Annotated in this window: 12 protein-coding genes; 2 read left to right on the forward strand and 10 right to left on the reverse strand. The window is 68.1% G+C overall.

Annotated elements, in window-relative coordinates; all coding sequences use genetic code 11:
• The first annotated feature begins 3 nt into the window (after window positions 1-3).
• Together ACSFCA_RS17680 and ACSFCA_RS17685 are read left to right on the forward strand one after the other, a co-directional pair.
• Entirely contained in the window at window positions 4-963 is a 960-nt protein-coding gene (locus tag ACSFCA_RS17680) for a PDR/VanB family oxidoreductase (protein ID WP_435460360.1), read from the forward strand.
• The gene (locus ACSFCA_RS17685; RefSeq protein WP_435460359.1) at window positions 960-1,631 is read left to right on the forward strand and encodes a TetR family transcriptional regulator C-terminal domain-containing protein; all 672 of its coding nucleotides are present in this window, start codon (window positions 960-962) and stop codon (window positions 1,629-1,631) included. Before ACSFCA_RS17680 ends, ACSFCA_RS17685 begins: the two co-directional genes overlap by 4 nt.
• On the opposite strand, the gene ACSFCA_RS17690 is transcribed toward ACSFCA_RS17685, so the two are convergent.
• From ACSFCA_RS17690 to mdeB, 10 genes are all read right to left on the reverse strand, one after another.
• A complete protein-coding gene (locus ACSFCA_RS17690; RefSeq protein ID WP_435460358.1) occupies window positions 1,624-2,097 on the reverse strand; it encodes a RidA family protein in 474 nt (157 codons plus the stop codon). The genes ACSFCA_RS17685 and ACSFCA_RS17690 overlap by 8 nt on opposite strands.
• Window positions 2,094-3,290: an amidohydrolase family protein gene (locus ACSFCA_RS17695; RefSeq protein ID WP_435460357.1), complete on the reverse strand. Its 1,197-nt coding sequence runs from the start codon at window positions 3,288-3,290 to the stop codon at window positions 2,094-2,096. The genes ACSFCA_RS17690 and ACSFCA_RS17695 overlap by 4 nt, the downstream gene beginning before the upstream one ends.
• Window positions 3,287-4,108, reverse strand: coding sequence for a 2-oxo-tetronate isomerase (gene otnI, locus ACSFCA_RS17700; protein ID WP_093174382.1), 822 nt, complete (start codon window positions 4,106-4,108; stop codon window positions 3,287-3,289). Before otnI ends, ACSFCA_RS17695 begins: the two co-directional genes overlap by 4 nt.
• Window positions 4,109-4,120: 12 nt before the next feature.
• Window positions 4,121-4,786, reverse strand: a complete 666-nt coding sequence (locus tag ACSFCA_RS17705) for a class II aldolase/adducin family protein (RefSeq protein ID WP_435460356.1) — start codon at window positions 4,784-4,786, stop codon at window positions 4,121-4,123.
• Window positions 4,783-6,054, reverse strand: a complete 1,272-nt coding sequence (gene otnK / locus ACSFCA_RS17710; protein WP_435460355.1) for a 3-oxo-tetronate kinase — start codon at window positions 6,052-6,054, stop codon at window positions 4,783-4,785. The genes ACSFCA_RS17705 and otnK overlap by 4 nt, the downstream gene beginning before the upstream one ends.
• A gap of 6 nt (window positions 6,055-6,060) precedes the next feature.
• Window positions 6,061-7,077 (reverse strand): D-erythronate dehydrogenase, encoded by a 1,017-nt coding sequence (denD, locus tag ACSFCA_RS17715; protein ID WP_435460354.1) that lies wholly within the window; start codon window positions 7,075-7,077, stop codon window positions 6,061-6,063.
• A gap of 26 nt (window positions 7,078-7,103) precedes the next feature.
• Entirely contained in the window at window positions 7,104-8,027 is a 924-nt protein-coding gene (gene ltnD / locus ACSFCA_RS17720; RefSeq protein ID WP_435460353.1) for an L-threonate dehydrogenase, read from the reverse strand.
• Window positions 8,028-8,049: 22 nt separating this feature from the next.
• Window positions 8,050-9,378 carry an MFS transporter gene (locus tag ACSFCA_RS17725; protein WP_093055318.1) on the reverse strand — a complete coding sequence of 443 codons (1,329 nt, stop codon included), beginning with the start codon at window positions 9,376-9,378 and terminating at the stop codon, window positions 8,050-8,052.
• A gap of 152 nt (window positions 9,379-9,530) precedes the next feature.
• Window positions 9,531-10,307: a FadR/GntR family transcriptional regulator gene (locus tag ACSFCA_RS17730; protein WP_435460352.1), complete on the reverse strand. Its 777-nt coding sequence runs from the start codon at window positions 10,305-10,307 to the stop codon at window positions 9,531-9,533.
• Window positions 10,308-10,366: 59 nt separating this feature from the next.
• Window positions 10,367-13,030, reverse strand: coding sequence for an alpha-ketoglutarate dehydrogenase (gene mdeB / locus ACSFCA_RS17735; RefSeq protein WP_435460351.1), 2,664 nt, complete (start codon window positions 13,028-13,030; stop codon window positions 10,367-10,369).
• Between the last annotated feature and the right edge of the window lie 8 nt (window positions 13,031-13,038).

A 13,038-nucleotide genomic window follows, 5' to 3' on the forward strand; every position in this document is an offset into this window, starting at 1 on the left:
TCCATGAGCCTCGAACGCACGCTCACCGTCCGCGTCGAACGCATCTCGCGGCAGACGCCGGAAATCCTGGCCTTCGAGCTGGCCCACCCGTGGGGCCGGCCGCTGCCTTCGTACGAGGCGGGTGCGCACATCGACGTGCATATGCCCGGCGGCTTCTCGCGGCAGTACTCGCTGGCGCGCGCGCCCTCCGACGCCAACTCGTACGTGATCGGCGTGAAGCGCGAACTTGTCAGCCGCGGCGGCTCGGCCTCAATGCACGAACGCGTGCGCGAGGGCGATCTGCTGCCTATCAGCGCGCCGCGCAACACCTTTCCGCTGCGCGAGGAGGCCACGCACCACCTGCTGCTGGCCGGCGGCATCGGCATGACGCCGCTGCTGGCGATGGCGCAGGCGCTTGCCGCGCGCGGCGCGCAGTTCACGCTGTGCGTGTTCGCGCGCAGCGAAGAGCATCTGGCTTTCGCCGAGGCGCTGCACGCGCCCTCGCTGGCGCCGTACCTGCGGCTGCATCTCGACCAGGGCGATGCCTCGCAGCGCATCGACCTGCGTGCGTTGCTGGCCGACCGCGCGCCCGGCACGCACCTTTACGTCTGCGGCCCCGGCGGCTTCATGAAGGCAGTGCGCGACGCGGCCGCGCACTGGCCCGAAGACGCGCTGCACGCCGAATACTTCGCCGCACCGACCGACGCCAACGCCACCACCGGCCTGCCCTTCACGCTGAAGCTCGCCCGGCGCGGCATCAGCGTGCAGGTGGCCGCGGACCAGACGGCCGTCGACGCACTGCACGAAGTCGGCATCGACATCCCCGTGTCGTGCCAGCAGGGGCTGTGCGGCACCTGCGTGGTCGAGGGCGACGGCGAGGGCGCCGAGCACCGCGACTTCTGCCTCACGGGCAGCGAGCGCCGCCACAAGATTGCCCTGTGCTGCTCGCGCGCCAGGGGCCTAGAACTGGAACTCCAGCTGTGAGCGCGCGCCCTGCTTCCGTCAACGAAGAGAACGAAGGCGCCGAGGCGCCCGCCACGCGCGGCCGCTCGCGCAAGTACACGCAGGTGCTCGGCCTCATCAACCAGGCCGCCATCGAGGTGTTCGCAAGCGAAGGGCTGGCCGGCGCATCGACCCAGGCCATCGCCGACAAGGCCGGCCTGTCGAAGGCGCAGCTGCATTACTACATCGAGAGCAAGGAAGCGCTGTACCGCCAGGTGCTGCAGGACATCCTCACCGACTGGATCGTGGTGTTCGGCTTCAGCGACGAGGCCTTCGGCCCGCGCAAGGTGCTGGGCGACCTGATCCAGCGCAAGATGATGTTCTCGTTCGAGCACCCGCTGCGCTCGCGCATCTTCACGGCCGAGATGATGCGCGGCGCGCCCGTCATCAACAACATGATGGACACGAGCAAGCAGCGCACCGACCAGGCCGCCGCCGTGATCCAGAACTGGATGAACCAGGGCCTGATGGACAAGGCCGACCCGATGCTGGTGCTGTTCCACATCTGGGCGGTGACGCAGTTCTACGCCGACCACGCCACGCAGGCGGCGTACTACCGCAGTGCCGCCCAGCAGGGGGACGACAAGGACCGACGCTACCTGATCGAGCAGGTGACGGAGTTCTTGCTGAAGGGGGCTGGGGTCAAGTAGAGGAAGAGCGCTGGGGCAGGTACATCGTCGCTTCGACTTCCACCAGCACTTCGTCCCCCGGCAGGAAGCGCGACACCTCCACCACCGTGCTCACCGGCGGCTCGCCCGGATAGAACAAACCGCGAACGCGGTTGTAGAAGGCGTAGTGCGGCAGGTGGCGGAAGTACTGCACCAGCTTCACCACGTCTTCCATCGTGCCGCCATGCTCGGCGGCGATCTGGCGGATGCGCTCCAGCACGAACCAGCTCTGCGCGACGATGGGCGCCTCGAACACGTCGACAGACATCTGGCCAGTGGCATAGCCCACGCCCTGCAGCGCGGTGCGTGCCGCCTCGGGAATGGCGTCGTAGCCGGCGACGGCGCGGCGCGTAGCCGGGTCGACCGCGACCACGCCGCTCATGAAGACGAAATCGCCGACGCGCTTGGCGGCGGCGTAGTTGGCCATTGGCTTGCCCATCGTGCTCATTGTGTTTTCTCCAGTACCTGGCCAGCGCGGATGACAGTACGTTGCCGCCCGCGCGGGCCGATGAGTTCGTGTTCGTCTGTGGCCGACAGCACCAGCAGGTCCGCCGGGCAGCCCGGTGCGATGCGCCCGTCCCACGCGAGCCCCAGCGCTTTCGCGGGACTCACGGTGACGGTGTCGAGCCAGTCGGAGGCCGGGGCCAGGTGCGCCATCTGCACACCGAGGCCGAAGGTCTCCAACAAGTCGTAGCTGCCGTAGGGATAGAAGGCGTCCTGCACGTTGTCGGTTGCGAGGCTTGCACGCAAGCCCCGTGCCGCAGCTTCGCGGATGCGCGTGATGCCGCGCTGCACCGGCGTGCGGTCCCAGGCGCCTTGCAGGTAGAGGTTGGTGGTGGGCAGCGCGACAAGGTGAATGCCCGCGCCGGCGCACAGCGCCAGCGTTTCTCCGGCAACCGCGTCGTCCTGCACCGAGAGCGAGCAGGCATGGCCGCAGACCACGCCGTGCCTGAAGTCGCGCGCCCGCACCAGCTGCGCGATGCTGCGCAGGCCGCTGGCCTCGGCGTCGAGCCCTTCGTCGACATGGAAGTCGAGGCCGAGCCCGTGTTGCTGCGCAAGGTCGAACACGCGCCCGAGCTTGTGGACAATGCCTTCGTTGCGATAGACGAACGCGCCGAGCACGCCGCCTGCGCGCTTCACCTCGCGCGCGATGCGTTCGCCCGCAGCGAGGTCGGTGAACAGATCGAGCGGCGTGAGCGAGACGAACTGCAGTTCGACGCGGCCGCGCCATTCCTCGCGCAGCGCCTCGAACACGGCCAGCGCGGCCGGCGGTTCGGCCTGCACCCAGTCGAGGTGCGTGCGCAGCGCACGCGTGCCCGATTGCCACGCGTCGTTCAATGCACGCTCCATGCGAAGCCGCAGCGACTCGCCGGTCCAGCTGTCGCGGTGCCTGTTCATGCGGTCGATGGCGGCGAACAGGTTGCCCTGCGCCGCACCCACGTCCTGCACGGTGTAGTTCTTGTCGATGTGCGCATGCGCCTCGACCAGTGCGCTCAGCAGCGTGCCGCTCGCGTGCTTCTGTTGAGAGCTGGGCACGATGGATGCGACCTTGTCGCCGGCCAGCGTGACGTCGAACAGCTGCGCATCGCCCGCCGCGAATGCACGCAGCGGCGCCGGAATGCGCAGCGCCTCGAGCTTCATGCGTGCCGCTGCTCCCAGGCCCGCAGCCAGCCGAGGCCGGCCGAGGTGCCGCCCGGCTCCGAGCCGCGCTTCGGCCGGTATTCGCAGCCGACCCAGCCCTGCCAGCCGCACTGCGCCGACACCTCGTCGAGCACGTCGAACAGATACGGGTAGTTCTGCTCGCCGATGTCGGGCTCATGGCGCTCGGGCACACCGGCGATCTGGATGTGGCCGACGCGGCCGGTGGGAAGGTACTTGCGGATCTTCATTGCCACGTCGCCTTCGACGATCTGGCAGTGGTACAGGTCCATCTGCACCTTGAGATTGGGCGCGCCCACCGTTTCGACGATTTCGTGCGCGTGGTCTTGCCGGTTGAGGAAGAAGCGCGGAATGTCGCGCGTGTTGATCGGCTCGATCAGCACGTCGCGGCCCGCCTTGGCGGCTTCGGCCGCGGCCCAGCGCAGGTTGTCGAGGTACACGGGCTGAAGCGCGTCGCGCTCCAGGCCTTCGGGCACGAGGCCAGCCATGACATGGATGCGCGGGCAGTCGAGCGCCACGGCGTAGTCGATGGCCTTGGCAATGCCTTCACGAAACTCGGCGTCGCGCCCGGGCAGGCAGGCCAAGCCGCGCTCGCCTCCGTTCCAGTCGCCGGGCGGGCCGTTGAACAGCACTTGTTGCAGGCCGTTGTGCTTGAGCCGCGCGAGGATTTCGTCTTTCGCAAAGTCGTAGGGGAAGAGGTACTCCACGGCCTTGAAGCCGTCTTTCGCGGCGGCGTCGAAGCGGTCGAGAAAGGCAAGCTCCGGGTAGAGCATCGAGAGGTTGGCGGCGAATTGGGGCATGGGGTGTTTGTACTACCAGCGCGCACCGAAGGTACGGCGCAGTTCATCGATCTGATCGGCGTTCAGCGGCTCGGGCCGTGCGGCCTGCGTGAGCTGCTGAAGCCGTGCGGTTTCTTCGAGTTCCTCGAGCACTGCCATGGCGGCGGCCGGCGTGTCGTGCCAGACGTTGGGGCCGAGGCGCGTGAGCATCACGGCGCGAATCGGCGTGCCGGCAGTGCCGAAGCGCTCGACGGTTTGTGCCACCTGCTCGGCCGCTTCGGGCGCGCCGGGGCGGTGGTACGCAATGACTGGCACGTGGCCGACCTTCATCACGAAATACGGTGTAAGCGCGGGCAGCAGTTCGTCGCCCGGCTCGTTCAGCGTGAGCGCGACGCAGTGTGTGCTGTGGGTGTGAATCACGCAGGCCGTGTTCGCATCGAACTTGCGCGCGGCGGCGTAGATGCGCGTGTGCAGTGCGATGGTCTTGCTGGCGCGGTCTCCGCTGGTCTGCTGGCCTTGCGCATCGAGTCTGGCCAATCGCGCCGAGTCGAGAAAGCCGAGGCAGGCATCGGTCGGCGTGATCAGAAAGCCGTCGTCCAGCCGCACGCTGATGTTGCCGGCGGTGGCATGCACGTAGCCGCGCTCGAACAGGCTGCGGCCGACGCGGCAGATTTCTTCGCGGGCTTCGTTCTCGGTCATGCGAGCACTGTAAAGGCCTTGGTGAAGAAATCGTCGCTGCCAAAGTTGCCGGATTTCAGCGCGATGTGCACGCCTGCTTCCGGCGCAGCGTCAGAACGCGCATAGCACCACGGCACGCCGGGGTCGATCTGCGGGCCGATCTGCATCTGCGCGATGCCCAGCGCCTGCACGCATGCGCCCGAGGTCTCGCCGCCGGCCACCACCAGTTGGTGCACACCGCGTTCGACCAGGCCGCGCGCGATGGCTGCAATGGTGCGTTCGACCATCGCGCCGGCTTCCTCGACGCCGAGCCTGCCTTGCACCGACTTCACGGCGCCGGCTTCGGCGGTCGAGTAGACGAGCACAGGGCCCTTGTCGATCAGGGGCGTGGCCCAGGCCAGAGCCTCGGCGGCAACGTCCACGCCCGCCGCGATGCGCAGCGGGTCGATGGCCATTGCCGCGCCGCCGCGCTGGATGAAGTCAAGCACCTGCCGGTTGGTGGCTAGCGAGCAGCTGCCCGAGACCACCGCCGTCTTGCCACCGGCCTTTGGCAATGCACTGGCCTGCGAAGAAGGCGCGAGTCCGAAGTTGGCCGGCAGGCCGATGGCCACGCCCGAGCCTGCGGTAAGCAACGGCATCTTCGCGAGCGCCGGGCCCATGCGCAGAAGGTCGTCGTTCGAGACGGCGTCGACGATGGCGATCGACACGCCCTCGGCCTTGAGTTGTGCGATGCGTTCGTCGATGGCAGTCGCGCCGCGCGCCACCACCGTGTAGTCGATCAGGCCCACCTTGCGCTTGCACTGCGCCTGCAGCACGCGCACGAGGTTCGGGTCGGTCATCGGCGTGAGCGGGTGGTTCTGCATGCCGCTCTCGTTGAGCAACACGTCGCCCGCGAACAGGTAGCCCTTGAACACGGTGCGCTTGTTGTCGGGAAAGGCGGGCGTGGCGATGGTGAAGTCGCATTGCAGCGCGTCCATCAGAGCTTCGGTCACGGGGCCGATGTTGCCTTGCGGCGTGCTGTCGAAGGTGGAGCAGTACTTGAAGTAGATCTGCTTTGCGCCCTGTGCCTGCAACCAGCGCAGCGCATCAAGCGACTGCTCGATGGCCTCGGCCGGCGCGATGGTGCGCGACTTGAGCGCGACGACGACAGCATCTACATCCGCATCGAGCGGACCTTCGGGCACGCCGATGGCCTGCACCACGCGCATGCCCGCGCGCACGAGGTTGTTGGCGAGGTCTGTGGCGCCGGTGAAATCGTCGGCGATGCAGCCGAGCACTAGCTTTGCCATGGCTCTTCAGTCCTTCTCGATGGGCAGCTTCACGGCCTGTGCGTTCTCGCGCACGTAGTCGCGCAGGATCGCGTCGAAGCTCGCGTCGGCCTTCAAGCCCAGCGCCTCGGCGCGCGCTGCGTGGATGCGGCTGGGCCAGCTGGTGACGATCTTCGCGATGGCGGCGTCGGGCTCCCAGTCGATAAGGCCGGTGGCGTCCTTGCCGGCGATGCGTTCGAGCGCCTGTGCCATCTCGCGCACGGTGGTCGTCAAGGCCGGCAGGTTGATGGCTGTGCGCGCACCCCATTCGGTGGCGCTGGCGGTGGCCGCGCGCACGATGCCCGCGACGGTGTTGCCGGGCGAGGCCAGCGCGACGGGCGTGTCGGGGGACACGGGGCAGCGCGCACGAACGCCCGCCAGCGGCTCGCGCAGCATGCCGCTCAGGAAGCTGGAGGCCGCGCCGTTGGGCTTGCCCGGGCGCACCGACACCGTCATGAGCCGCACGTTGCGGCCCTGTACGAAACCCTTTCGCGTGAAGTCGGCCACCAGCTGCTCGCCGATGAATTTCTGGATGCCGTAGCTGTTCTGCGGTGTCGGCAGCGTGGTGTCTTCGATCACGGCGGGCAGGCGCTGCTCGGGCGAATCGCCGAACACGGCGACCGAGCTGGAGAACACGAATACCGGCGAGTGGCCTGCGCGGCGGCAGGCTTCGAGCAGGGCGCGCGTGGTGTCTAGATTGCTGCGCATGCCGAGGTCGAAATCCGCCTCGCATTCGCCGCTCACTGCGGCGGCGAGGTGGAACACCGCGTCGGTGTCGGCCAGCGGCAGCGCTCCGTTGCCGGCCTGCTCGTACAGGTCGCCCTGCACGAACTGCACGCGCGCGTCGCCGGCCAGGTCGGCGGGTGGCGGCACGCGGTCGGCCAGGGTGATGCGCGACACGGGCTGCGCGGCGCCGCCGGCCAGTGCGAGGTTGCCGCCCGCGAGCAGCGTGCGGGCGAGGCGGGCGCCAAGGAAGCCGCAGCCGCCGGTGATGAGGATGTTCATGAGCGAGTGTGTCCTTCTTGTCTTGTTCAGGCCTGTTTTTTCGGCGCCGGCACTTCGATGCCCGGGAAGATCTTGATCACCGCGCTGTCGTCTTCGCGCGCATAGCCCGCGGTCGAGGCCTGCATGAACATCTGGTGCGCGGTGGACGACAGCGGCAGCGGAAACTTGGTCGCGCGGGCCACGTCGAGCACCAGGCCCAGGTCCTTCACGAAGATGTCGACGGCAGACAGCGGCGTGTAGTCGCCGGCGAGCACGTGCGCCATGCGGTTCTCGAACATCCAGCTGTTGCCGGCGCTGTGCGTGATGACTTCGTACAGCGCCGCAGGGTCCACGCCTTCGCGCAGGCCCAGCGCCATGGCCTCGGCCGCCGCTGCGATGTGCACGCCGGCCAGCAGCTGGTTGATGACTTTCACCTTGCTGCCCGCGCCCGCGCTGTCGCCCAGGCGGTAGACCTTGGCGGCCATCGCGTCGAGCACCGCGCCGGCCTTCTCGTAGGCGGCGGGCGTGCCGGCGGTCATCATCGTCATCTGGCCGCTCGCGGCTTTGGCGGCGCCGCCGGAGATGGGCGCGTCGAGGTACAGGATGCCCTGCGCGGCAAGGCGCGCTTCGAGCGCCACCGACCAGTTCGGATCGACGGTGGAGCACATCACGAACAGGCTGCCGGGCTTCATCGACGCGGCGCAGCCGGGCGTGGTGCCGTCGCCGAACAGCACAGACTCTGTCTGCGCCGCATTCACGACGACGCTGACCACGATGTCGCACTGCGCGCCGAGCGCGGCCAGCGTGTCGCAGGCCGTGCCACCGTCGCGCGCGAAGGCTTCGGCGACCTCGCGGCGCACGTCGAACACATGCGGCGCATGGCCCGCGCGGCGCAGCGATTGCGCCATGCCGGCGCCCATGGCGCCGAGGCCCACGAGTCCGACGACGGAGGAGTTGGTGATGGAAGTCATGCAGGGATTCTTTCTTTCGAGGTCAGCGATTGACGAGTTGCTTGGGCGTGAGCCACACGCCGATGGCGCCGAGCACCAGCGCACCGGCCAGCACGTACATGCCGATCTGCGTGCTGCCCGTCAGGTCTTTCAGGTAGCCGATGAGGTACGGGCTCACGAAGCCCGCGAGGTTGCCCACCGAGTTGATGGCCGCGATGCCGGCCGCCGCCGCCGTGCCCGTGAGAAAGGCTGTGGGCAGCGACCAGAAAAGCGGCGCGCAGGTCAGCACGCCGGCTGCGGCGAGCGAGAGAAACGCCAGCGACACGACCGTGTTCTGCGTGTACGAAGCCGCGACGGTGAAGCCGATCGCACCCATCAGCGCGGGAACGATCAGGTGCCAGCGGCGCTCCTGGCGGCGGTCGGCGCTGCGGCCGAAGAGGTTCATCGCGACGATGGCGCAGACGAACGGGATCGCGCTGAGCAGCCCGATGTTCAGGTTGCCCTGCACGCCCGTGGCCTTGACCAGCGTGGGCAGCCAGAAGGTGAGTGCGTATTGGCCCATGACGAAGGCGAAGTAGATGAACGCCATCCACCATATGCGCGCATCGCGAAACACGCCAGCCACCGAGTGCGGGCCCTTGGCGCCGTGGGCGGCGTCGCGCGCCACCTCGCGCTGCAGCAGCGCCTTTTCTTCGGCGCTGAGCCAGCGCGCCTGGGCGATGCCGTTGTCGAGGTAGACCAGCACCATCACGCCCACGAGCACGGCGGGAACCGCCTCGATCAGGAACATCCACTGCCAGCCGCTCATCGACGAGACGCCGTGGAAGCTGTCCATGATCCAGCCCGACAGCGGGTTGCCGAAGATACCCGCCACCGGAATGGCCGACATGAACACCGCGATGATCCGCGCGCGCCGATGCGCCGGATACCAGTGCGTGAGGTACAGGATCACGCCCGGGTAGAAGCCCGCCTCGGCCACGCCGAGCAGGAAGCGCAGGATGTAGAAGCTGGTTGGCGTCTTCACGAACATGAAGCAGGCCGAGAGCAGGCCCCAGGTGATCATGATTCGCGCGATCCAGATGCGCGCGCCCACGCGGTTGAGCAGCAGGTTGCTCGGCACCTCGAACAGGAAGTAGCCGAGAAAGAAGATGCCCGCGCCCAGGCCGAACACGGTTTCGCTGAAGCCCAGGTCTTGCCCCATCTGCAGCTTGGCGAAGCCCACGTTGACGCGGTCGAGGTACGCGACCACGTAGCAGAGCATGAGAAAGGGCACGAGGCGCCAGAACACCTTGGCGTATGTGCGCTTTTCGAGCGCGGCATCGGCTGCGGCGGACGACGGCATGGCGCCGGCCTGGAGGGTCGAGGAAGTCATGAGAAAGCTTTGTCTCGGTTGATTTGTCAGGTCATCATACAAATTTGAGATTTGTGAATTGACCCGGGTAAACCCGGAGATCGCGCCGTTCGCGGCTACTTTCTGGTGTCTTTCTGTGTCGGCTCAGCCGCCTTCAACTGCCTCAACTGCCCTCAGCTGCCAATCGGCCAGCCTTCGACCAGTGGCCGCGCGAGTTGCGCGCCTTCCTGCTGCCAGAACGCGGGATCGGCCTGCTCGATGCGGCGGATCGCGTTGTCCATGTGGTTCTTGGCGGCCTCCCGCGCGCGCAGCGGATCGCCAGCCTCGATGGCCTCGACGATGCGCGCGTGCTCCTGCGCCACCTCGCGCGCGAAGTCGGCGCGGCGCGCCTCGTTGGCGCGCGTGACGCGGGTGGCGCCGTGCAAAAACTGCCGCAGGTACTGCAGCGTGCCGATGAGGAAGGGGTTGCGCGCAGCCTCGGCGATGGCGCGGTGAAAGCGCACGTCTTCGTCGGCGCCGTTGCCGCCCGCCTCCACGGCGGCATGCAGCGCGTCGATGGCGTCGCGGATGCGCTGCACGTCTTCGGGCGTGCGGCGCTCGGCAGCCAGCGCGGCCACTTCGGCTTCGAGCGCGCGGCGCAGCTCGACCATCTGGATGACGGCTTCGCGCGAGGCCACGTGCGGCATCTCGAAGCGCAGCGGCTCGACGCCGGCAGCGCGCACATACACGCCACTGCCCTGGCGCGAATCAAGCAGGCCCAGCGACTTGAGCCGCGACACCGCCTCGCGCACCACCGTGCGGCTCACGCCGAACTGCTCGGCCAGCGCGGTCTCGGTCGGCAGGCGGTCGCCTTCGGACAGGCGCCCGCTGCGCACCTCGGCGGCCAATGCATCGGCGACCTGGTCGGCCAGGCGAACGCTGGGGGCGAGGGATTGAAAGCGGGCGGTCATGGGCGCGAATGGGGTGGGGCCTGCGACTCTAACGCAGGCCCTGCGCGACCGCCGCAGCCTCAGTTCAGCGCGTGGCGGGCAGCCCGCGCGATGCTGGCCGCATCGACGCCGAAGAACCCGCGCAGCGCCGCACGCGTGTCGCTGCGGCCGAAGCCGTCGGTGCCCAACGTGATGTAGCGGCGGCCTTCGGGGAGGAAGGCGCGCACGCTCTCGGGCACGGCGCGCACGTAGTCGGTGGCGGCAATGATCGGTGCCTTGCTGCCCTTGCCGAGCTGCTGCGCGACGAACGCGGTGCCGGCTTCTTCACCCGACAACGCGCGCTGCTCATGGGCCAGCCCGTCGCGCGCAAGTTCGCTCCAGCTCGTGACGCTGAACACCTCGGCCTCGATGCCTTCGTCGGCCAGCAGCTGCGCGGCCTTGACGACTTCGGTGAGGATGGCGCCGGAGCCCATCAGCGTGACCTTCTTCTTCGCCTTGCCAGAACCGGATGCGGCCGGCGCATACGTGCCGAAGCGATAGCACCCGCGCAGGATGTCGCCTTCCGCGCCCTCGGGCACATCGGGCTGCGCGTAGTTCTCGTTCATGAGCGTGACGTAATAGAAAACGTCCTTCTGCTCGACCATCATCTCGCGGATGCCCGCGTCGACGATCACCGCCATTTCGCCCGCATAGGCCGGGTCGTAGGCCTTGCAGTTGGGAATGGTCGCGGCCACGAGGTGGCTGCTGCCGTCCTGGTGCTGCAGGCCTTCGCCGCCGAGCGTGGTGCGGCCCGAGGTGGCGCCCAGCAAGAAGCCCCGCGCGCGCTGGTCCGCCGCGGCCCAGATGGCGTCGCCCACGCGCTGGAAGCCGAACATCGAGTAGTAGATGTAGAAGGGCAGCATCGCCAGGCCATGCACGCTGTAGCTGGTGGCCGCCGCCGTCCAGCTCGCGATGGCGCCGGCTTCGCTGATGCCTTCTTCGAGGATCTGCCCGTCGGTGGCTTCGCGGTAGCTCAACACCGAGCCAATGTCTTCCGGCGCATAGCGCTGGCCCACGCTCGAGTAGATGCCGACCTGCTTGAACAGGTTGGCCATACCGAAGGTGCGCGCCTCGTCAGCCACGATGGGCACGATGCGCGGGCCCAGGGCCTGATCCTTCATGAGGTTGCCCAGCATGCGCACGAAGGCCATGGTGGTGCTCATTTCCTTGCCGGCGGCGGCGGTGGCGAACTGCGCGTAGCTCGCGATGTCGGGCTTGGCCACCACGGCGCAGGCGGTCTCGCGGCGCGGCATGGCGCCGCCGAGCGATTCGCGGTGCTGGCGCAGGTAGCGCATCTCGGCGCTGTCTTCGGCCGGGCGGTAGAAGTCCATCGCGGTGGCCTGCGCATCGGTCAGCGGCAGGTTGAAGCGGTCGCGGAATTCGATGAGGTCCACGTCGCCCATCTTCTTGTGCGAGTGCGTGGTCATCTTGCCCTGCGCGGCGCTGCCCATGCCGTAGCCCTTCTTGGTGTGGGCGAGGATCACGGTGGGCTGGCCCTTGTGCTTGGTCGCCGCCGCATAAGCGGCATGGATCTTCACGAGGTCGTGGCCGCCGCGCTTGAGGCGGTCAATCTGCTCGTCGGTCATGCCTTCGGCCAGGCGCGCGAGTTCGGGGTTCTGGCCGAAGAAGTTGTCGCGGTTGAAGCGGCCGTCTTTCGCGGCGAAGGTCTGCATCTGGCCGTCGACGGTGTTGGCGAACACGCGGGCCAGCGCGCCGCTCGTGTCCTGCGCGAAGAGGCCGTCCCAGTCGCTGCCCCACACGAGCTTGATGACGTTCCAGCCGGCGCCCGCGAAGAGCTTTTCGAGCTCGTCGATGATGCGGCCGTTGCCGCGCACCGGGCCATCGAGGCGCTGCAGGTTGCAGTTGACGACCCACACGAGGTTGTCGAGCTTCTCGCGCGCGGCGAGCGTCAGCGCGCTCATCGATTCGGGCTCGTCCATCTCGCCGTCGCCGAACACGCCCCACACCTTGCGGCCTTCGCAGTTCAGCAGGTTGCGGTGCGTGAGGTAGCGCATGAAGCGCGCGTGATAGATCGAGCTGATGGGGCCGATGCCCATCGAGCCGGTGGGGAACTGCCAGAAGTCCGGCATCAGATACGGGTGCGGATAGCTGCACAGGCCGCGCGCGCCGCTGCCGTCGACGAAGGCGGGAGCGGTGAGCTCCTGGCGGTAGTGCTTCAGGTCTTCTTCGCTGAGGCGGCCTTCGAGGTAAGCCCGCGCATAGACGCCCGGGGCGCTGTGCGGCTGGAAGAACACGAGGTCGCCGCGATGCTGCTCGCTGCGCGCATGGAAGAAGTGATTGAAGCCGGTTTCGAACAGGTCGGCCGCGCTCGCATAGCTGGCGATGTGGCCGCCGAGTTCGCCATACGCCTGGTTGGCCTTGGCCACCATTGCGAGCGCGTTCCAGCGCATGAGCGAGGCGAGCTTTTCCTCGATGGCAAGGTCGCCCGGGAACGGCGGCTGGTCTTCCGCGGCGATGGTGTTGACGTACGGCGTCGCGAGTTCGGGCTGCCAGCCGATGCGCTGCTGCCGCGCGAGACGGGCCAGCTCGACCAGCATCTGCCTGGCGCGCTGCGGCCCCTGCGTTTGCGCCAGCGCCACGAAGGCGTCGCGCCATTCGGCGGTCTCGGCGGGATCGGGGTCGTGCGAAAGCTGCGGGTCGAGCAGCAAGGCGCGCATCTGGTCGGCGGAAATCGGGGCGTTCATACCGGCAC

Source organism: Variovorax multivorans (genome assembly GCF_051216835.1).
In the GTDB taxonomy this organism is placed as follows: Bacteria; Pseudomonadota; Gammaproteobacteria; order Burkholderiales; family Burkholderiaceae_C; genus Variovorax.

What these genes read in the sequence shown, in the direction of transcription:
- denD (WP_435460354.1), bottom strand. Translation starts at nt 7,077, where the DNA reads ATGAACATCCTCATCACCGGCGGCTGCGGCTTCCTTGGCGCCCGCCTC.
- otnI (WP_093174382.1), bottom strand. Translation starts at nt 4,108, where the DNA reads ATGCCCCAATTCGCCGCCAACCTCTCGATGCTCTACCCGGAGCTTGCC.
- ACSFCA_RS17705 (WP_435460356.1), bottom strand. Translation starts at nt 4,786, where the DNA reads ATGACCGAGAACGAAGCCCGCGAAGAAATCTGCCGCGTCGGCCGCAGC.
- ACSFCA_RS17690 (WP_435460358.1), bottom strand. Translation starts at nt 2,097, where the DNA reads ATGAGCACGATGGGCAAGCCAATGGCCAACTACGCCGCCGCCAAGCGC.
- otnK (WP_435460355.1), bottom strand. Translation starts at nt 6,054, where the DNA reads ATGGCAAAGCTAGTGCTCGGCTGCATCGCCGACGATTTCACCGGCGCC.
- ltnD (WP_435460353.1), bottom strand. Translation starts at nt 8,027, where the DNA reads ATGACTTCCATCACCAACTCCTCCGTCGTCGGACTCGTGGGCCTCGGC.
- mdeB (WP_435460351.1), bottom strand. Translation starts at nt 13,030, where the DNA reads ATGAACGCCCCGATTTCCGCCGACCAGATGCGCGCCTTGCTGCTCGAC.
- ACSFCA_RS17725 (WP_093055318.1), bottom strand. Translation starts at nt 9,378, where the DNA reads ATGACTTCCTCGACCCTCCAGGCCGGCGCCATGCCGTCGTCCGCCGCA.
- ACSFCA_RS17730 (WP_435460352.1), bottom strand. Translation starts at nt 10,307, where the DNA reads ATGACCGCCCGCTTTCAATCCCTCGCCCCCAGCGTTCGCCTGGCCGAC.
- ACSFCA_RS17680 (WP_435460360.1), top strand. Translation starts at nt 4, where the DNA reads ATGAGCCTCGAACGCACGCTCACCGTCCGCGTCGAACGCATCTCGCGG.
- ACSFCA_RS17695 (WP_435460357.1), bottom strand. Translation starts at nt 3,290, where the DNA reads ATGAAGCTCGAGGCGCTGCGCATTCCGGCGCCGCTGCGTGCATTCGCG.